This window comes from Propionicicella superfundia DSM 22317 (genome assembly GCF_000423465.1).
In the GTDB taxonomy this organism is placed as follows: Bacteria; Actinomycetota; Actinomycetes; order Propionibacteriales; family Propionibacteriaceae; genus Propionicicella; species Propionicicella superfundia.
The window spans coordinates 35,927-55,098 of the sequence record NZ_KE384023.1 but is presented as its reverse complement, the minus strand read 5'-3'; the positions used below and the strand labels follow the sequence as shown (position 1 = coordinate 55,098).

Here is a 19,172-nt window from a genome sequence, read left to right as displayed (position 1 = left end):
CCCCCCAGACCACACAACCACCGTCCCGTCCCTGCGTGACCAGGCCACCCCCGCCGTCAGGCTCAGCCCGTCCCCGACCACGGGGTTGCCAGACCGCGTAGCTACGCTCCGGCCGGGAAACTACCGGGGGACCGGTAGCGTCCCGGCCTTGGCGTAGCGTCCCGACCCGAACCGTAGCGACGCCAAGCCAACAGCGGCGATCCCGGGGCTCCGCGCGTCACACCAGTCCGCTCCGGTCACGGTGCACATCGGCGCCCGTCACCCCGGCCGAGACGCCCGACACGACCTCGGCGAGGGGCCCGGCCACCCGCCCCGCGAGGGCGAAAAGGCAACGTAGCTACGCTCCGGCCGGGAAACTACCGGGGGACCGGTAGCGTCCCGGCCTTGGCGTAGCGTCCCGGCCTTGGCGTAGTGTCCCGGCCTTGGCGTAGCGTCCCGGCCTTGGCGTAGCGTCCCGGCCTTGGCGTAGCGTCCCGACCCGACCCGAAAGAGTGACCGCCAGGTTGCGAGGCATTCCTGGCCCGATGGCGCGGCCCGCGGACGGTGACCGCCACCTTGCGCGGCATACAACCTCAGGACCGACGCCCGTAACCCGCACAACCTGGCAGTCACCCCACACCAGCCGCCAAGACCCGCCCGACAACCCGCACAACCTGGCGGTCAGCCGCACACCGGCCACCGCCGCGCGGGCGGCAGGGTGGTCGGAGTCACGACCGGCGCCGGGTGGTCCAGTGGAGCCGCCACCCGCCCTACTTCCCTCTGGACGAGGTGGTCGGAGTCGCGACGCGGCGCCGGGTGGTCCAGTGGGGCCGCCACCCGCCCTACTTCCCTCTGGACGAGGCGGTCGCGGTCGCGACCGGCGCCGGGCACCTCCCCCTGAAGCTGTCATCCACCTTGCCGCCCTCTGGGCGGGGTGGTCGGGGTCACGACCCGGCGCCGGCCAGCTCCAGCCCGACGACCGCGCCGATCACCGTGATCGCGGGGGACTGCAGCCCGGCGGCCGACACCGCGCCGGGCAGCGTCTCGACCGTGCCGCGCACGATGCGCATGTGGTCCGTCGCGGCGTCGGCGACCGTGGCGGCGAGGGTCTCGGGCGGCATCCCCCCGCGAACCAGCCGCGCACAGATCGCCGCGAGGTTCGTGAGACCCATCAGGACGACAACCGTGCCCCCGAGTGCGGCGACGGCGTCCCAGTCGACGGTCGAGCCCGGATGGTCGGGGCCCACGTGGCCCGACACGACCGTGAAGCTCTGCGTGACGCCGCGGTGCGTGAGCGGGATGCCGGCGAGGGCGGGCCCGGCCACCGCCGAGGACACCCCGGGAATCACGCGCACCGGCACGCCCGCGGCCGCGCACGCCTGCCATTCCTCACCGCCCCTGCCCAGGACGAAAGGGTCGCCCCCCTTGAACCGGACGACCCTGGCGCCCTCGCGGGCGTACCGGATCAACTGCGCGTCGATGTCGTGCTGAGCGGTCTGGGCGCCGCGCGGACGCTTGCCGACGTCGATCAGCGTCGCACCCGGCCGGGTCTCCGACAGGCACGCCACCGGCGCAAGATGGTCGTACAACACGACGTCCGCCTCGCGCAATGCCTTCAGACCTCCGACAGTGAGAAGGTCGGGGTCGCCGGGACCGCCCCCGACGAGAACCACCTCACCCGGCCGCACCGCGACCTCACCCACGATCACACCCTTCGTCGACAGATCCACGCACTCGGTGCCCCCGCGCTCAGCCACCGGTCCGCCCATCGGTACCGCACAGCGCGTTCACCGCCGCCACTGTGACCGCGCTGCCGCCGCGGCGGCCGTGCACCACGAGGAACTCCAGCCCGAACGGGTTCACGGCCAGGGCCTGTTTCGACTCGGCCGCGCCCACGAAGCCCACCGGGATCCCCAGAACCGCCGCCGGCCTCACCTCCGGCTCGGCCGCGATCACCTCCAGCAGATGGAACAGGGCCGTGGGGGCATTCCCGATCGCGACGACACTCCCCTGCAGCACCGGACGCCACAGCTCGACCGCGGCGGCGGTCTTGGTGGTACCGAGGGCGGCGGCGAGCCCGGGCAGCCGGGAGTCCCCGAGATGGCACACGACCTGGTTGTCCCGCGGCAGCCGCGAGCGGATGATGCCGCTGGCGACCATGCGGGAATCGCACAGGATGGGCGCCCCCGCCCGCAGGGCGTCCGTCGCCGCGCGGTGCAGCCCGGCCGACCAGGCGAGGTCGTCGACCAGGTCGACCTGTCCGCTCGCGTGGATCATCCGGATCGCAACCGGGCGCAAAGCGACCGGGAGCCGGTCGAGACGAGCCTCCGCCTCGATCGTCGCGAACGAGCGCCGGTAGATCTCGGCGCCGTCCTTGACATAGTCGTAGGGCTCATCCACGGTCGGCCTCGGCGAGCTCCACCAGCCGGTCGCGCAGCGCTGCCGAACGCCGCGGATCGTGCTCGGAGAGCACGGCGATGGTGGCGCCGGCGAGCTCCCCGGTCGCCGGTGTCCATGCCGAGCCCGACGACGCCTTGTCGGCACGGACGCAGAACGTGTGCCGCTCCTCGGCCGCCGCCGCCACACGGGCGTTCACGGCAGGGTCGTCGGTGGCCGCCAGCACGTACCACGCGTCGTCCAGGTCGGATTCGACGACGTCGCGGGCGACCCACTCGATGCTCCCCGCCGCAGCGAGCTCCGCCAGCGCGGGATGCAGCCGGGGTGCGACGACGGTCACGTCGGCGCCCGCGGCGAGCAGGCGCGGAACCCGCCGCCGGTTGACGCAGCCGCCGCCGGCGGCCACCACCTTGCGACCGCGGAGCAGCAGACCCGACAGATAGGCGGGCGAGCCGAGATCGGTACGCGCGTGGAGCGCGCCCTCGCGATAGCGCGCGACAACCACCTCGGCGAGCTCGGGGCAGTCACCGAGGACGTCCGCGACACGCACCTGCGCATCGGGGTGGGCGGCGGCCCACTCGGTGGCCGCGGCCTGTACCCAGGTCGCCAGCCGCCCCGGGAACAGATAGTGCGGCATCACGACGATCCGGCGTGCACCGGTGAGGTGGGCCAGGTCCAGCGACTCGCGCACGGTGGGATCGGCCACCTGGATGAAGGCGGGCAGCACACGCCCGTACCCGCCGACGTCCTGCAGGACACGCCCGAGACGGACGTGGTCGGCGTTCGCGTCCGTCACGCTGCAGCCGCGGCCGACGAAGACCACCGCCACCTCGGCGGGGTCCCAGCCTGCGCAGGCGGCGTCGATCCGTTGCCGGGCCGCCGCGACGAGCGGCGCGGGCGAGCCGAGATGCCGTGTGTAGACGACCGTCGCGTCCGCGCGGCCGCGCCTGCCGCTCTCGATCGCCTCGGGGATGTCCTCGCGGACGTGGCCGCCGGTGCCGATCATCAGCGGCACGACGACGGCGTTCGGCGAATCGGCGAGGACGCCCGAGAGCGCCTCGTCGATCGTCGGCGGCGTGAGCTCCACGAAGCCCGCCTCGACGCGGACGCCGGGAAGCAGCGTCCGGACGCGGTCCACGAGGCAGAGGCAGACGGCCGCGCCGGCCTCGTCCCGGGTGCCGTGACCGGCGATGACCAGCGGCGGCGCCGCCGCGGGGGCAGGATCGGGCAGGGGTGTGGTGTCGTGGCTCATCGGCTCATCCAGTGGTAGTCGCGCGGGGTCACCATGGCGGTTCCCCCCGCGCCGGCGGGCAGGTAACGGGTGGTCGAGGAGCCGACCACCACGAGGGAATTCATGTTCACAACGGCCGGATCGAACTCGGCGATGGTCGACAGCGTGACCCGCTGGCCGGGCCGATAGGCCTCCTCGACCACGGCCACCGGGGTGGCCGGCGGCCGGTGCGCGGCCAGGAGGGCCATGGCGTCCGGCAGGTGGTGCAGCCGCGTCCGGCTGCGCGGGTTGTAGAGCACCGTGACCAGGTCGGCCTCGGCGGCGGCCCGCACGCGCCGCAGGATGGTGTCCCAGTCGGTGTGCAGGTCGGACAACGAGATGGTGGCGTGATCGTGCCCGAGCGGCGCGCCCAGGATCGCCGACGCGGCAAGGCTCGCCGTCACTCCCGGGACCACCTCGACGTCGATCCCTTCGGTGCCCTGCTCCAGGGTGGGCGAGGCCATCGCGTAGATCGCCGGGTCGCCCGAGGAGATGAGGGCGACGACATTGCCGGCGCGCGCGAACTCGATCGCGGTGGCCGTCCGCTCCTCCTCCTTGCCCATCGGTGTGCTGGCGATGCGCGTCCCCGGACGCAGCAGGTCCTTCACCTGGGAGATGTACGGGCGGTACCCGACCACGACGGACGCCTCCCGGATCGCCTGCTGGGCGCGCGGCGTGGTCAGGTCGCGGGAGCCGGGGCCCAGCCCGACGACGGTCAGCCGCCCGCGGGCCGGCAGCCGCCCGATCGCGCAGGTCGCCTCGGGGGTACGCCGCTTCTCCACCACGAGGTCCGCTCCGTGGGCGAGCACGGACGCCTCCGCGACGCTCGGCGTCCCGACGGCGGCCTGCGGGGCCGCGCTGGGGTTCGGCACGTCCTGCCCGGCGAGTGTCTCGGCCGGGTACGTGACGAACGGCACACCCAGGCGCGCGGCCAGGCCGGCGAGGCCCGGCTCGTCGGCCTTGGCATCGACCGAGACGAGGGCCGCCACAGACGCCGCCGCCAGACCCGCCGCCGCCAGCGAGGAGGTCAGCAACTCCTGGAGGGCGTCGACGGAGGTACCGCGGTTGCAGCCCATGCCGACGACCAGGCTCGGAGGGTTGAGGACCACGGTCGGCAGGCCGTCCGCCGGAGGCGACACCTCGTCGGTGACGAGCACCCGGGCCACCATTCCCACCGGCTCCCGGCCGGCGTCCACGACCTGCGCGTTCTCCGGCAGCGGGGGCAGCGGCCACCGGCGGGCACGGACGACGCCGACGGGCCGGCCGTCCAGGATCGCGCGGGTGACGGACGCGACATCGCCCGACCACGGCCAGCCGAGGGTGTCCAGCGCGGGAAGTCCCAGCGCGTCCGTCGCGGTGGTGATGACGGCCGTCGCACCCAGCCGGTCGGCGAGGCGCCGGGCGAGATCGTTGGCGCCGCCGCCGTGCCCCCCGACGAGCGGGACGACGAACCGGCCCGCCTCGTCGATCACGACCACGCCGGGATCGGTGTGCTTCGACGCGAGCAGCGGCGCGATCAGCCGGGTGGTGGCCCCGAGCGCCAGATGGCTGATGATGAGGTCGCATTCGCTCCAGGCGGCCGGCAGGCCGGCGACCGCGCCGTCGGCGTAGCGGCGGGTGGGCTCGCCGAGGATCTGGTCGATCCGGTCGGCGCGGGCGCGGCTCGCGGGGCCGCTGGTCACCTGCCCGATCATGCGCGTACTCCCGTCGTGAGAAGGAGACCGGCCACCGACTCGCCGGTCCAGTGATAGCCGGCCGGCAGCGGCTCCGGGACGCGGCCGGTCAGAACCGCCGCCCGGGGGGACACGCCGTCCAGCACGTCCGCCGTCCCGGCGACGACCACGTCGGCGACGGGCGCCGCGGCACGTCGCGGGATCGTGGCGTCGCGATCGATCGCGGCACCGGCCCAGGCGGCGAGCGCGGCGACGTCGGCGCCGAGCTCGCCCGTGGCCCACACCAGCTCACCGGGCTCGGGCAGCAGCCGGGCGAACGCGACGGCCGCCGCGGCCGAGACCTGCGGGCGGGGAGCACGATCCGGTCCGGCGATCACGCCTGCCCAGGCCGCATCGGGCTCGTCGGGCCGCGCGGCGAGGACGAGAACGACATTCGGCTCGCTCGGCTCCGTCGTCGCGGCGGCCGTGCCGTCCAGGACGCGGACACGCTCCTCCGGCTCGCCCAGGCGTTCGGCCAGGACATACCAGCGGTCCTGGCCGGCGAGGGCCGCGGCCAGCTCCCGCAGCCCGTTGTCGGCCGACGTGAGGACGGCGACCTTCGGGTGCGCGCGGGCGAGATTCGCGGCCGTCGCCAGCGGACGCCCGTGCGCGCTCACGACGACGGCGTCGTCCCAGGGCAGGCCGACCGCGGCGAACGCCGTCGCGATCGACGACGGCGCGGGGATCACGCGGGGGCGCAGACCGTGGAGCCGCAGGGCACGCACGACCCCGAAGAACAGCGGGTCGCCGCTGGCGATGACCACCACGTCCGCCTCGGGCGGCAGGTCGGCGACCAGTTCGGCCGCGAGTCGCGGGGCGCCCAGCCGGATCCGGCGGGCCGCCGGGACGTCCAGCGCGTCGAGCTGGCGGCTGCCCGCCACGACCCGGTCCGCGTGCGAGACGGCCGCGCGCAGCCCGTCGCCGGGGACCCCCAGCAGCCCGTGCACGGTGATCACGGCGCCTCCCGCGTGACGAGGGGCGTGCCGTCCGAGGGGCGGTAGCCGTGCGGGAAGCCCGGGTGGTACAGGTGGCTGCGCGTCGTCGTCTCCTCGGCCAGCGCCGGGCCGACCAGGACGACGGTGTGCTTCCACAGCTTGTGTGCCTTCATGGTCGCCGACAGTTCGCCGAGCCGGCAGCGCAGCAGCAGTTCGTCGGGCCACGTCACCCGGCAGCCCACGATGCACGGCGTGTCGGGGGCGTACCCGCCGGCGAGCAGTTCGTCCTGCAGGACCTTGTGCCGGGCCGCCGACAGGTACAGCGCCATCGTGACCCCGTGGGCCGCGAACCCCCGCACCGTCTCCCGGTCGGGCATCGGGGTGCGCCCGCCTTCGAGCCGGGTGAGGATCAGGGTCTGCGACACCTCGGGGACGGTGACCTCGGCATCCGCCCGGGCCGCGGCGGCCGAGAACGCCGACACCCCGGGGACGGTGCGGTGCGGGATGCCGATCCGCTCGCAGATCCGGCGCTGCTCGGCGGTGGCCCCGTAGATCGACGGGTCGCCGGTGTGCACCCGGGCCACCAGCAGCCCTTCGTCGTGGGCGCGCTGGTAGAGGGGGGTGATGTCCTCCAGCGACTCGGTCGCCGAGTCGATCACCAGCGCGCCGGGCTTGGTGTCGGCGACGATGGCCGCGTCGACGAGGCTCGATGCCCAGATCACGATGTCGGCCGATGCGATGACCTGGGCGCCCCGCAGGGTGATCAGGTCGGCCGCGCCCGGTCCGGCGCCTACGAACACCACCTCGCCGCTCACAGCCGGCCCCCGGTCTCGGAACGGACGGCCGGGACGAGCACCGTCGAGAAGTAGGGCGCCTCGTCGGTGGAGACCGCCGAGAGCGGGGTCAGCGACTGCCCGGGACGGCCGACGTCCACTCCCAGGACGCCGTCGCGCTTCCGGGCTCGTAGCAGCGCCAGCAGTTCGGCCAACTGCCGGCCCCCCTTGTACGCCACGATCGTGTCGGAGTGGTCCAGCGCGGCGGTGACCGCCTCGAGCCCGGCGGTGGCGGGCACCAGGGTCAGCGTCTCGCGGCCCTCGACCAGCGGCGTGCGGCTCACGGCCGCCAGCGCCTGCATGGCGGTGATGCCCGGGACGACCTCGACCGTCAGGCCCGGGACCGCGGCCTGCACGTGCGCGGCCAGGTAGGAGAACGTCGAATAGACGCTCGGGTCGCCGACCGTTGCGAACGCGACGGTCCGGGCGCCGTCCGCGAACGCCTCTTCCGCGGCCTGGGCGGAGGCCTCCCATGCCTTGCGGCGGCGGGTTCCGACTCCGCGGCGCTGCGCCATGCTGAACGGGATCCTGCGGATGCGGCCGGTCACGGACGGGCAGGCCGTGGCCACGATCTGCTCGGCCCGGCCGGGGTCGGTTCCGCTTGCCTCGGTGGCCGGGACGAGCACGACGTCGGCCGAATGGAGGGCGCTGACGGCCTTGAGCGTCACGAGCTCGGGGTCACCAGGGCCGACGCCGACCCCCAGGAGGGTCGGCGTGGAGTCGGCAGGCAAAGCCATGTCAGGGAGCCTCCTCAGGTGTCCACGCCCGATGCATTGCTCTGCAGCACGGCGAGTTCCTGGCTCCCGGATCGCTCCGGTCACAGTGGCGGGACCGCCCCGGACTCACCCGACCTCGGGTTCACCGGAGTTCCTCAGCACATCGCTGCGGGACCAGTCTGGCACACTCTCGCGCATCGGGTTACCACGAGCGGGAGTTGGACGGTGCGACGCAACGACGGTGTCCTCGCGGCAGGTCTGGTCCTCGGCTGGGTCGCCGACCAGGTGTTCGGAGACCCCCGGCGCGGGCATCCGGTGGCCGGGTTCGGGCGGGTCGCCGCAGCGCTGGAACGGCGTCTGTACAGCGATGATCGCGCCCACGGGGTGCTGTTCGAGGCGATGCTCGTGGGCGGGACGCTCGGCCTCGGATGGTCGGTGCGGCGCGTCGTCCGCGATCGTCCGCTGCTCGGCCTGCTGGCCACCGGGGTCTCCACCTGGGCCGTCCTGGGCGGACGTTCGCTGACGCGGGAGTCCGAGGGCATCGCCGCCGCGCTGTCCGCGGCCGACCTGCCCGCGGCACGTCGGCGCGTGCGCAACCTCGTGAGCCGCGATCCCGAGACGCTGGACGCGGCGGGCATCGCCCGGGCCACGCTGGAGTCGGTCGCCGAGAACACCTCGGACGCCGTGGTCGCGCCGCTGTTCTGGGGCGCGGTGGCGGGCGTCCCCGGCCTCCTCGCCTACCGTGCGGTGAACACGCTCGACGCGATGGTCGGGTATCGCAACGAGCGCTATCGCGCCTTCGGCTGGGCCGCGGCGAGGCTCGACGACCTGGCGAACTGGGTTCCTGCCCGGCTCGCGGCCGGCCTGACGATCGCCGCCGCGCCGCTCGTCGGCGGTTCGGCGGCCGACGCGATACGCGCCGTCCGCGAGCAGTCCGGGCGGCACCCGAGCCCGAACGGCGGCGTGGTGGAGGCGGCGTTCGCCGGCGCGCTCGGCGTGCGGCTCGGCGGCCGGAACGTCTACGACGGCGTCGAGGAGGACCGGGGCGAGCTCGGCTTCGGTCGTCGGCCGCGGCCGGGCGACCTGCGACGGGCCGACGCCCTGGCGGTGATCGTCTCCGCCGGTTCGGTGGCGACGTGCGCGGCTCTGGCGCTGCTGCGCGAAGGTTGGTCACTTCCCCGACGGGGAGGGCTCTTCCGGCGAGAAGTCGGTCACTTGGTGCACGGAGGGACCGGCCGATGACCGTCCTGCTGCTGGGCGGCACCGCCGAGGCCCGGCGCCTCGCCGGGCTCCTCGTGGCCGACGGGATCCCCCTGGTCACGTCCCTGGCCGGGGACGTCGAGCAGGTCCGGACGCCACCGGGGGACGTCCGCATCGGCGGTTTCGGAGGCGCCCCGGGAATGATGTCCTACCTCCGCTCCCGAGCGGTGACCGCCGTGATCGACGCCACCCACCCGTTCGCGGCGCGAATCACCGCGAATGCGGCCACGGCGTGCACCGCGGCGGAGGTGCCGCTGCTGCGGCTGTCGCGCCCGAGCTGGGGCGATCGTCCCGACGCCGCCGGATGGCATTGGGTCGACTCGCTCGCCGCCGCGCGCGTCGTGGCCGAGTCCCTCGGGCGACGGGTGTTCTTGAGCATCGGCCGACAGGGCGTGGCCGAGTTCGGCGCCTGGACCGACCGGTACGTCCTGGTCCGAGTCGTGGATCCTCCCGCCGATCCGGTGCCCGCCGCCTGGGAGGTCCTCCGCGCCCGCGGGCCGTTCGAGCTCGCCGACGAGGTGGCACTGCTGGGCGGCCGCCGCATCGACGTCCTCGTCACCAAGGACTCCGGTGGCGTCAGCACCGCCGCGAAGCTGGACGCGGCCGCGCGCCTCGCCGTGCCGGTCGTCGTCGTGCGCCGACCGCCCGTCCCCCCGGGCGTCCCGGTGGTCGCGACCGTCGCGGAGGCTCACGCCTGGGTCGCCGCCCGCTGATCCTCGGCCGGCGGAGCGGCGTCCTCGTCGCGCGAAGACCGGTCACGTCCCCGACGGAGAAGCCGTTCCCCGCGAGAGGACAGTCAGTCGTGCCAGCGGGCACCGGTCACGCGACGAGCTGCTGACCGAGTGCGCGAGCTCGCTGCAGCACCACCGCATTGCCCCGTCGCGCCGCGATCTCGGCGAGGCCGGGCCACCTCGGCTCGGGCAGCAGACCACGGCGAGACGCCTCGGCCAGGATGGGCGCGTACTCGAGGGCGACCTCGAGGACTCGGTTGAGCCATCGCGGCACCCGTTCCTGGCCGGCCGCGAAGCGGATCGATTCGGCCAGCACCGGCCACAGGACGGGCAGCGTCGAGACACTGTCCGCGAGGATCGGCATCAGCCTGCCCGGGTCGAACGCGTCGTTGCCCAGCAGGGACGTCATCGCGGCGCTCACAGTGCGGGAGCCGACCCGTGGCTGTCCGGCCAGCCACGGCAGCGTGGACCGCCCGTGGTGCTGCGCACGGTCCTGCGTGGAGACCGCCAGGACCGCCAGCATCTGGGCATCGAAGACGGGCGGCGGCGGCCCCTCCAGAGGTCCGTCGAGACCCCGCCGCCAGTCTCGGTGCTCGTGAACCACCACCGTGCGCGAGGCATCGTCCCAGTGCAGCCACGACCGCACGCGCACGGCCTCGTCGGGATCCTCGCCCGGGCTGAAGGGGATGGCGCTGAGCTGTCCCTCGGAGGTCAGGTCGTAGAACCACCCGCGTTTGAGGACCCGGAACCTCTGCTCGTAGCCGGGCACCGTGAGATCGATCCGGATCAGCCTCCTGGGAGCCTTCGGGTTCAGCCAGCCGATCTCCGCGGTGATGCCGTCGGGATTGCCCGGTGCGGTGCCCGCGCCGGTGGGCCAGGCCGTCTCGAACGGAGGCAGCTCGCGTTCGGGCGGGGCGGGCGGCTCCGTCACCTGGACGCGCGGCTCCGGCAGCAGCGCGACCACCTCCCCGGCGAGGCGCACGGCCGCCGAGGAGCCGGCACGCAGCGCCAGGCCACGCAGCCCCGGCAGGTCGAGCGCCGTCCGGGGCGCCAGGCCCGCGGTCACAGCGCTCGTGACCTCCGGCAACAGGTCCTGGACGGCGCTGACCACCTCCGACGCGCCGGTCATCATCCGCCGCTGTCGCAGCGCCGCCACCAGCAGGTCGTCGAGGATCGGCCACACCACCGACAGCACGCCGTCCTCGGCGACCGCCCGCAGCCCGCTGACGAGCGCGGCGACGTTGCGAGGCTCGCCGCGGTCCCAGTCGAGCAGTCCGACGTCGGCGACGCCGGGGATCAGCAACCCGCGTCGCCACGCCTCCTGCACCCCCAGGACGGCGTCGTGGCTGCAGCCCGGACGCTGCACGGCCAGCAGGTTCATCGCTCCTCCGGGCGGCAGCGGAGCAGCGCGCCGCGCCGCCTGCCGGACGAGGACGCCCTGTTCGAGCGTCCCTTCGACCGACCACCTGAGCCCCGTGAGGGCAGCGTCGCCCCACGTGGGCACCACCATCATCGACGGGCCGGCGTAGCGATCGCCGATCTCGCGCTGCGGGAAGTCGCGCAACGAATCCGGAAGCCCGATCGGCGGCCCGTTCCGGCCTTCACCGGTCTCCTCCGGCTCCACGAGGGGGGACAGCAGATACCCCTGCAGCACCTCTCCGGCGCGGCGCGGCATCAGGACCCCGTGCTGCCGGAGCACAGGCACCGCCAGAGCGTCGACGTCGACGCGCTCGCCGTTCTCGCCCGGATCCAGCCGCAGCAACGCCAGCAGCAGGTCGGCCTCGCTCGCGCGGGCCCCGACCTCGACGTAGCGGCGCAGTCTCTCGACCAGATCGCCGAGACGTACCTGCATCGACACGGTCGAGGGGGTCGACAGGAGGCAGGGCACCTCCCCGAGCCGGAGCATGATCGACGTCTCGCGCGCGCTCATCGGGTCGGCCACCGTCCCGGCACGGCGCCGGTAGGTCCTCACGCTGAGGTCGAACCCCCAGGCCGCCCAGTCGTCGTCCTCGGAGGGAGGCGGATCGAGATAGGCCTCCGGCCGCTCCTTCTTGACCCACGACGCGGCCGCCATGAGACCGCTGCGCCACCCGCTGCCGATCCCGCGCAACGCCGCGCGCGCGGCCTCCGCATCGTCGTAGGCCACTGCGTTCGCGCAGGCGAAGAAGCGCTCCGTCGTCAGGGTCAGCGCGTAGGTCTTGGCCGCCGTCAGCTCGGCGGCCAGGTCCGTGAGCCGCTGCGGTGTGCCTTCACCGACCTCGAAGTCGGGGACCTGCCACAACGCCGGCGTGGGCTGCCACAGTCCGCGCGTGGTCTGCTCGACGCCAACCGGCCGGCCCGACTCCGCAACCCCCCAGCTCCTGAGCAGCGCCGCGGCCGCCCGCGAGACCGCCCGGTCCTTCTCCGCCGCGAGCTCGTCGAGCCTGGGCGCCACCGATGCCACCGTCTCGGCGCTGGGAGCCGTCCGCGCGGCCAGCGCCTTGAGGACGGTGCGCTGCCCTTTGCGTGTGCCGACCATGAGACTGACCACGGCGATGTCGCCGAGCTGATCGTCGCCGACGCCCGCGATCAGCGGGGGTCCGAATCGTTCGACCAGCGGGGCCTCGCCCGTCGCCAGCGCGGGGATCAGCGCGTCGCTGCGCGCCACGAGGAACTGCGGATCGACAGCCAGTTCGTCGACGAGGACCTCGGCCCAGCGCTTCCGGTCTCCCGGCCGCTGCGCGGCGTCCATCCCCGACAGAGCCAGCTCGGCGGCGTGGCCGGGGTCGAGCCAGCCCTGCGCGACAGCCGCCGGGACGATGCGTCCCAACGGCCCCGTGCTGGGCAGACCGGACGAGACGGCCAGGTCGATGTGCTCGACGAACCGCTCGCGGGCCGGTTCCGCGGCAGGCATCGTCGCGTCACGCCCCGGAAGCTCGGCGGCATCCCCCGTGAGCTGGGCGACGGCGAAGGCGGCCCAGTCCTTGAGGTATTCGATGTTGTCCGGAACCTCCAGCCCGTGATGCAGCACCAGCCGGACGGTCAGCGATCCGTAGACCGTCGCGGAGTGCTCCCACAGCCGGGTCCGGGAACGACTGGCTGCGGCGATGAAGCGACGCGCGAACTCCGGGCCCCTCTCGACCAGCACCTCGAGCGCGCCGTCCCCCACCGGCATGACGGTCGCCGCGCGGCGCGCGTCGACGCCGACCCGCACCGCGAACGCCCCCAGCAGATCCCGGTCCACGTCGATGGCCGGGATCCACCCGTACGAGCTCCCGCTGAGCCGACCCCACTCGCCCCAGTCGCCGGTGGCCAGACCCTGCTTGGCCCGTTTGCGCTGCTCGGCCGTCCCCGTGCTCAGCCGTGCCGCGTCGGCCAGGGTGGCCCCCTCCCAGCCGAGATCACGGAAGACCTCGACGGCGTCGGCCAGATGCGGGTGTCGTCTCATACGGGCTCCTGGGTGAAGAGTTGGACGGCCAGCGCGTGTTTGCAGGCCCCGCGGCGGGACTGGTGGCGCAAGTACCAGGTGCAGGTGCAGCGAGGGGTGCGGTCGGGGGCGAACTCGACGGTGTAGTCGGTACCGGAGGAGCGGACGACCCACCGGGTGCCGTCGGCGCGCACCGCCCCGGCGTCCGCCAGCCGGCGGGCCGCGACGAGCCGCGGGTTGTCCTTGTCGACGCGGTCCGGGTCGTCGGGGAGTTCGCGGTGGAACCAGGCCCCGTCGTGGGCGTCCCAGCCGACCCGTCCGGAGGTGGCCAGCACCGCCAGCCCGCCACGGACGCGTCCGGGGCTGAGGTCGGCCCCGGACGCCAGGCGTGACACGTCGATGACAGGCTCGAACGCCAGCAGCGCCGAGAGGAGGTCGGCATCGTCGAGCACCTCCGCGGACGCGAGCGCGGAGAGCAGCGCTCCCTCGCCGGAGTAGCCACGCCACGACTCCTCGGTGAGCCCCAGGGTGAGCCGGGCCGCGGGCAGGTGAACGGTGACGAGCACCGGCCCCGCTGCGCCCCCGCCGGGACCGCGCACCGTCAGCCCGGTGACGTGCACGAGCAGGCGTTTGAGCGCGCTGAGCCGGTGCACGCCGCTGATCGCGACGGCACCGGTCGCCGGTCGGTTGGCGAACCTGACACCGGCACGAGTCGGGACGAGCCACCCGGTCACGGCCTTCGACGTGGCTGGCGGCAGGCCGGCGATGAAGGCCTTGGCCCCCGGCGCACCGACGGTGAATCCCTCGCTGAGCCCGTGATGCAGCTCCGCGGCATTCCCGAGGGCGCGCACCCACCGGTCGGGCATCTCGACCGGCCGCTCGGTGGCGCTGGCCGTCGGCGTCGAGGCCGTCACTCCCTCGATGCCCACATCGAGGTGAAGCAACTCGTTCCTGGCGACGGAGCTGAGCATCGCCCGGGTGGCGGCGGAGATGTCGACGTTGGTGGTGCCATGGCGGATCTCCCCGCCGTCGAAGGCGTCCGGCAGCAGGTCGAGCCGGGCGTACACGCTGTTGCAGGCGGAGAAGCACTCCGCGCGGAGCCTGTCCCCCTGGGCGGTCAGCACCGGGTCGCGCAACTCACTGGGAACGTATTGGAAGTAGCGGGTGGCGGTGATGTCCGCCAGGGTCACCAGCCCACGGGCCAGCACCTGGGGCTGCGTCGCGAATCCGTGGAAGAAGCTCGGTGCCGCGACCACCCCGTCCGGCGTCAACGCCGGCGCGAGCGCGAACGCGACGGCGTCGCGCTCGATGGTCGATGTACCCGTGAAATAACGGCTCACGGCAGGAGCCTACCGGCAGCCGGGCGCACCGCGGCGACCTCGGAGGCGCCCCGCGTGGCCCGGCCGGCGGGTGGTCACGGACGCCGGCCCCACCTGGTCGACGTCCGCCACGTCCGGCCACGCGTCCTTCGAGGTGGACGCGACAGGCGGTCGCTGAGCGACGCGGCCGACGGGCCGGCGGGAGGTGCGTGCACGACCGGTCGGAGCACCGCCTCGGGTGCCTTCCCGGTCATCGGGCTAGGGCGATCGGCGACGAAGCAGGTAGGTGTCGAAGACCCAGCCCTTGCGGGTGGCCGCCTCGGCTCTGGCGGCGAGGATCGTGTCCCGGACCTCGGCCAGCGGCCCGGCGATGAGGATCTCGTCCGCAGTGCCGAGGTAGGCACCCCAGTAGACGTCGAGCCCGGCCGGGTCGATGGCCGCGAAGGTCTGGCGCCCGTCGAGCATGACCACGACGTCATCGACGTCGGCCGGCATTCCGTCCCGGACGAGCCGGGCGGGGCTGATCTGCACCGCTCTGCCCTGCCGGTTCAGCGGAATGCGATGCCGGGCGGCCAGCGCGAGGGCGCTGCTCACACCGGGAAGCACGCGCAGGCTCAGCGGCGCGTCGCCGCCGGCGCCGGCCGCGACCAGATCCTGGGCGATCGCCAAGGTGCTCTCGTAGAGGCTCGGGTCGCCCCAGACCAGGAACCCGCCGGTCCGGCCGTCGGCGAGCTCGGCGTCCACGGCCGCTCCCCACTGCGCACGCCGCTGCGAACGCCACTGCGCGACGGCCGCGTTGTAGTCCGCCGCGGTGCGCCAGGGACGTGGCGGGTCTCGCAGTTCCACCGTGCGCAGCGGAGTGGTGCGATGGCGCTCGATCACGGCGCGCCGGGCCGCGACGAGGTCGTCGAGTTCGTCCTCCTTCAGCACGACGAACTGGACGTCGATCTCTTCGATCGCGCGCACGGCCTCCAACGTGATCCAGTCGGGATCGCCCGCGCCGATCCCGATGAGCACCAGCTCCCGGCTCATGGCTCGCCTGCGGCGGACAACGAGCGGGCAGTCGTGTCGGCTGTGGTCACGTCGCAGCTCCCGGATCGCGTTTCTGGCTCGTCGCTCATGCTAGTGCCGTGCCGGACGACGTCTGCCAGGGTGGTCGGCGGGCCGGATTGCGGAGTTGTGTACCTCACGCGGGCGCTCCCGGCCGGAGCGAGCCCCGACCGCGGAGTTCTGTACCCACTGACGGCGCCCGGCGGGCGCATGAGGGACAAAACACCGCATCCGGGCGGTGGGACCGCCCCGACCGGCCGCATTCGGTACAGAAAACCGCACACCGACACGCGCCGCGTTCAGGATGCCCACCGGGGACTTCGGCAACGCGCTGCCTGCCCACGAGGACCTCCGGGCCTTGTGGTCGATCCGCCCAGGACGTCCCGGAGTCCCTTTCGCCACGACTCCGGGGACCTGCCGCGAAGAGTCGGTCAGGTCGTGCGCGGAACCGCGGCCAGCGCCGCCACGAAGGCGTCCGTCACGACAGGTTCGGGCACCTTCACGCGGATCCAGGTCGGCCCGAGCCCGGGGAACGACTCGCCGCGCCGGACCGCGAAACCGGCTGCGGCGAGATCCTCGCGGACCGACCCCGGCCCCAGCGGAGATGTGTCGACCAGGACGAACGGCGCACCGCCGGACACGCTGCCGAAGCCGGCGGCGCCCAGTGCCGAGACGAGGTACGCCCGCTGCCGGTCCACCTCGCGATAGCGGGCGGCCGCCTCGGCACGCGCCTCCGGGCTGCTCGTGGCGATCATCGCGGCCACCGCCGGGGCCGAGACAGGCCACGTCGGCTGGGCCTGTTCCAGCCGCGCGACCCACCGGGGGTCGCCCACGGCGTAGCCGACCCGCAGCCCGGCCAGGCCCCAGGTCTTGGACAGCGACCGCAGCACCAGCCGGCCGGGCATCGACGGCGCGATGAGCGATTCGCGCTCATCGGTCGCGTCCATGAACGCCTCGTCGACGACCAGTACCCGCCCGTGCCCCGCGGTCAGGAGGTCGTCGCGCCGGTGCAGCCAGCCGGTCGGGTTCGTCGGGTTCCCCACGAACAGGGCGTCCGCCCAGGACGGCATGCCGGCAAGGCTCGGCACCGGCGCGCCCGCCGCCACCGGGAGGAGCCACCGCTGGACGGCGTGCCCGGCGGCCCGCAGCGATGCCTCCGGCTCGGTGAACTGCGGGTGCACCACGAGCGGATGGTCCGCCGTCAGCGTGCGCGCGATCAGCGAGAACGCCTCGGCGCCGCCGGCGGTCGGCAGCACCATGTCCGCAGGGACACCGTGAGCAGCGGCGATCGCCTCCCGCGCGGCGCCGGAGTCCGGGTAGGAGCCGAGAGCGGGGATCGTCTGCTCGATCTCGGCCGCCAGCCATTCGGGAGGGCCGGGGAGCCGCACGTTGACGGCGAGGTCGACGAGCCCCGGCCGCAGGTCGTGATCGCCGTGGTGATGCAGGTCGATGCCGTCGGACCGCTGCCCGGTGTGCTCACGGACGGCGTGCCTCGCACCCGCCCCGGCGGCGTCCGCGCCGCGCGAGCGGGAGGCGAACGCCGCGGCCGCGTCGGCGAACCGCTGCGCACAGGACGGCACGCCGGCCCAGTGCAGGTGCAGGTAGGACGCGTGCAGGCTCGGCCGGCCGGACCCGGACGGATCCGCCGAGAAGCCGTCGGCCCGTCCCTGCCAGGACCACGCGGCCGGTGTCCCGTGCGCGGGCTCGGTCAGGGTGCGGTGGAACTCGTGCCCGACGACCTCGGCGCCCCGCGCCGCCAGGAGAGTCTCCGCCGGCGCGATCGCCCGGCGGTAGCCCAGCGTGAGGCGCGGCGTCATGCGCGCCGACGCGCCGATCGCGCCGACCATCGGGTGACCGTCGAGGTGCGACCCCAGATAGAGCTGACCGGCGCACTCCGCGACGACGGGCAGCCCGGCGCGGATCGCCTCGCCGATCGCGGCACGCAGCGCCACGTTGCCGCTCAGCTCGACGGCGTGGAGCTCGGGGAAGCCGCCCCCGATGTACAGGCCGCAGAGCCCGGCGGGCAGTTCCGTGTCGCGCAGCGGGTCCACCTCGATCACCGAGCACCCCGCGGCGGCGAGCAGTTCGGTGGTCTCGGCGTACCGGAAGGTGAACGCGCGACCGGCCAGCACCGCGACCAGCGGACGTCCCGCGACGGGGGCGACCATGGCGGCCGGGTCCCACGCGACCACGTCCAGATCCGGGGCGGACGTCGCGACGTCCACCACGGCCCCGAGGTCGACATGCTCGGCGACGTGGGCGGCGAGCGCCTCGATCGTCGCGGCGGACTCCCGCCGTTCGGCGGCCGGCACCAGCCCGAGATGGCGCGACGGAGCGACGATGGACCGGCTGCGCGGCACCATGCCCAGCACCGGCACCCCGGCACGTTCGAAGACCCCGGCCACCTCGGCGGCATGCCGCGGACTGCCGACCCGGTTCACGACGACCGCCGAGATGCGCACGGAAGGGTCGAAGGCGCGCAGGCCCAGGGCGCTCGCGGCGGCGGTGCGCGACGAGCCGGCGGCATCGACCACCAGGACGATCGGCGCGTCGATCAGGCGCGCGACGTGGGCCGTCGACCCCGCGCCCTCCCCGCCGAGCTGTCCGTCGAACAGCCCCATCGCGCCCTCGACGACGGCCAGGTCCGCGCGGGCCGGGAAGGTCGCCCCGTGCACCAGCAGACGGGGAACAAGGTCCTCTCCGGTGAGGACGGCGTCCAGGTTGCGGCCGGGCCGGCCGGTGGCCAGGGCGTGGTAGCCCGGGTCGATGAAGTCGGGGCCGGTCTTGAACCCGGCGACCTCATGCCCGGCGTCCCGCAAGGCGCCCATCAGGCCGGTGGCGATCGTGGTCTTGCCCGCGGAGGACGCGGCGGCGGCCACCACGAGCCGCGGCAGGCTCACCATTCGATCCCCGCCTGTCCACGCTGGCCCGTGTCGAAGGGATGCTTGACCTTGCCCATCTCGGTGACCGTGGTCGCGATGCCGAGCAGTTCGGCCGGAGCGGCGCGTCCGGTGATCACGATGTGCTGGCACCCCGGCCGGTCCCGGAGCGTCGCCACGACCTCGCCCAGGTCGAGCCACCCCCAGTTCAACGGATAGGTGAACTCGTCGAGCACATAGAGCCGGTGACGCTCGGCGGCCAGTCGCTCCCGCACGCTCGCCCACGCCGCCCGGGCCGCGTCCGCCTGGGCGTCCGTCGCCCCCGGACGGTGCGTGCGCCGACGCCCCGCCCCGATCGCGTGCCACTCGACCGGGGCGCCCTGACCGGTGCGTTCGTGCTCGGCGCCGAGCGCCTCCAGCGCGGTCCTTTCCCCCGTCGGCCACTGGGCGGACTTGACGAACTGGTACACGACGATCGGCCATCCCTGCCGCCAGGCACGCAGCGCGAGCCCCATGGCGGCGGTGGTCTTTCCCTTGCCGTCCCCGGTGTTCACGATCAGCGCCGGACGGAGCCGCTCCTGCCGGACGGATGTCGTGCCGGCGGGGTCGGCGGGCGTTGTCGGCTCTGGCATGGGACGGTCCTTTCGGGCTGACGGGAACCGGACGGGTCCAGCCCCGCGTGGCT

The 19,172-nt window shown here is 74.1% G+C and carries 13 protein-coding genes, 1 pseudogene and 1 riboswitch; of the genes and pseudogenes, 2 read left to right on the top strand and 12 right to left on the bottom strand.

The window, feature by feature from the left end; translation table 11 throughout:
- Window positions 1-923: 923 nt before the first annotated feature.
- From cobA to cobI, 7 genes and pseudogenes are all read right to left on the bottom strand, one after another.
- Window positions 924-1,685 (bottom strand): uroporphyrinogen-III C-methyltransferase, encoded by a 762-nt coding sequence (gene cobA / locus G555_RS0115950; RefSeq protein ID WP_036923574.1) that lies wholly within the window; start codon window positions 1,683-1,685, stop codon window positions 924-926.
- 43 nt (window positions 1,686-1,728) lie between these two features.
- Window positions 1,729-2,379: a precorrin-8X methylmutase gene (locus G555_RS20710; protein WP_036923521.1), complete on the bottom strand. Its 651-nt coding sequence runs from the start codon at window positions 2,377-2,379 to the stop codon at window positions 1,729-1,731.
- Window positions 2,372-3,628, bottom strand: coding sequence for a CbiX/SirB N-terminal domain-containing protein (locus tag G555_RS0115940; protein ID WP_051209464.1), 1,257 nt, complete (start codon window positions 3,626-3,628; stop codon window positions 2,372-2,374). Before G555_RS0115940 ends, G555_RS20710 begins: the two co-directional genes overlap by 8 nt.
- On the bottom strand, window positions 3,625-5,328 hold the full coding sequence (cobJ, locus tag G555_RS20705) for a precorrin-3B C(17)-methyltransferase (protein WP_245581303.1): 1,704 nt from the start codon (window positions 5,326-5,328) through the stop codon (window positions 3,625-3,627). Before cobJ ends, G555_RS0115940 begins: the two co-directional genes overlap by 4 nt.
- A gap of 8 nt (window positions 5,329-5,336) precedes the next feature.
- Window positions 5,337-6,314, bottom strand: coding sequence for a precorrin-6y C5,15-methyltransferase (decarboxylating) subunit CbiE (gene cbiE / locus G555_RS21540; protein ID WP_051209463.1), 978 nt, complete (start codon window positions 6,312-6,314; stop codon window positions 5,337-5,339).
- Window positions 6,315-6,343: 29 nt separating this feature from the next.
- Window positions 6,344-7,108, bottom strand: a pseudogene (cobM, locus tag G555_RS22450) (precorrin-4 C(11)-methyltransferase); the annotation flags it as partial.
- A complete protein-coding gene (cobI, locus tag G555_RS22445; protein WP_028709615.1) occupies window positions 7,105-7,863 on the bottom strand; it encodes a precorrin-2 C(20)-methyltransferase in 759 nt (252 codons plus the stop codon). The gene cobI and the pseudogene cobM, both read right to left, overlap by 4 nt.
- A 33-nt stretch (window positions 7,864-7,896) precedes the next feature.
- A riboswitch (cobalamin riboswitch) is annotated at window positions 7,897-8,036 on the bottom strand.
- 31 nt (window positions 8,037-8,067) lie between these two features.
- Between cobI and G555_RS20690 the strand changes: the two genes are divergently transcribed.
- Together G555_RS20690 and G555_RS0115910 are read left to right on the top strand one after the other, a co-directional pair.
- The gene (locus G555_RS20690; protein ID WP_084635343.1) at window positions 8,068-9,084 is read left to right on the top strand and encodes a cobalamin biosynthesis protein; all 1,017 of its coding nucleotides are present in this window, start codon (window positions 8,068-8,070) and stop codon (window positions 9,082-9,084) included.
- Window positions 9,081-9,815, top strand: coding sequence for a cobalt-precorrin-6A reductase (locus G555_RS0115910; RefSeq protein ID WP_028709614.1), 735 nt, complete (start codon window positions 9,081-9,083; stop codon window positions 9,813-9,815). Before G555_RS20690 ends, G555_RS0115910 begins: the two co-directional genes overlap by 4 nt.
- Window positions 9,816-9,921: 106 nt before the next feature.
- On the opposite strand, the gene G555_RS20685 is transcribed toward G555_RS0115910, so the two are convergent.
- The 5 genes from G555_RS20685 to cobO all read right to left on the bottom strand — a co-directional run bounded on the left by G555_RS20685 (window position 9,922) and on the right by cobO (window position 19,119).
- Window positions 9,922-13,260, bottom strand: a complete 3,339-nt coding sequence (locus G555_RS20685) for a hypothetical protein (protein ID WP_036923515.1) — start codon at window positions 13,258-13,260, stop codon at window positions 9,922-9,924.
- Window positions 13,257-14,579 carry a hypothetical protein gene (locus tag G555_RS0115900; protein WP_051209461.1) on the bottom strand — a complete coding sequence of 441 codons (1,323 nt, stop codon included), beginning with the start codon at window positions 14,577-14,579 and terminating at the stop codon, window positions 13,257-13,259. Before G555_RS0115900 ends, G555_RS20685 begins: the two co-directional genes overlap by 4 nt.
- Window positions 14,580-14,816: 237 nt before the next feature.
- Window positions 14,817-15,590: a precorrin-6A synthase (deacetylating) gene (gene cobF / locus G555_RS0115895; RefSeq protein ID WP_028709612.1), complete on the bottom strand. Its 774-nt coding sequence runs from the start codon at window positions 15,588-15,590 to the stop codon at window positions 14,817-14,819.
- 449 nt (window positions 15,591-16,039) lie between these two features.
- Window positions 16,040-18,511, bottom strand: a complete 2,472-nt coding sequence (gene cobBC / locus G555_RS0115890; protein WP_028709611.1) for a bifunctional hydrogenobyrinic acid a,c-diamide synthase/histidinol phosphate aminotransferase CobBC — start codon at window positions 18,509-18,511, stop codon at window positions 16,040-16,042.
- On the bottom strand, window positions 18,505-19,119 hold the full coding sequence (cobO, locus tag G555_RS0115885) for a cob(I)yrinic acid a,c-diamide adenosyltransferase (RefSeq protein WP_028709610.1): 615 nt from the start codon (window positions 19,117-19,119) through the stop codon (window positions 18,505-18,507). Before cobO ends, cobBC begins: the two co-directional genes overlap by 7 nt.
- Between the last annotated feature and the right edge of the window lie 53 nt (window positions 19,120-19,172).

Coding starts and splice junctions, on each gene's coding strand:
- G555_RS0115940 (WP_051209464.1), bottom strand. CDS start 3,628: ATGAGCCACGACACCACACCCCTGCCCGATCCTGCCCCCGCGGCGGCG.
- cobI (WP_028709615.1), bottom strand. CDS start 7,863: ATGGCTTTGCCTGCCGACTCCACGCCGACCCTCCTGGGGGTCGGCGTC.
- G555_RS0115910 (WP_028709614.1), top strand. CDS start 9,081: ATGACCGTCCTGCTGCTGGGCGGCACCGCCGAGGCCCGGCGCCTCGCC.
- G555_RS20685 (WP_036923515.1), bottom strand. CDS start 13,260: ATGAGACGACACCCGCATCTGGCCGACGCCGTCGAGGTCTTCCGTGAT.
- cobF (WP_028709612.1), bottom strand. CDS start 15,590: ATGAGCCGGGAGCTGGTGCTCATCGGGATCGGCGCGGGCGATCCCGAC.
- cobBC (WP_028709611.1), bottom strand. CDS start 18,511: ATGGTGAGCCTGCCGCGGCTCGTGGTGGCCGCCGCCGCGTCCTCCGCG.
- cobO (WP_028709610.1), bottom strand. CDS start 19,119: ATGCCAGAGCCGACAACGCCCGCCGACCCCGCCGGCACGACATCCGTC.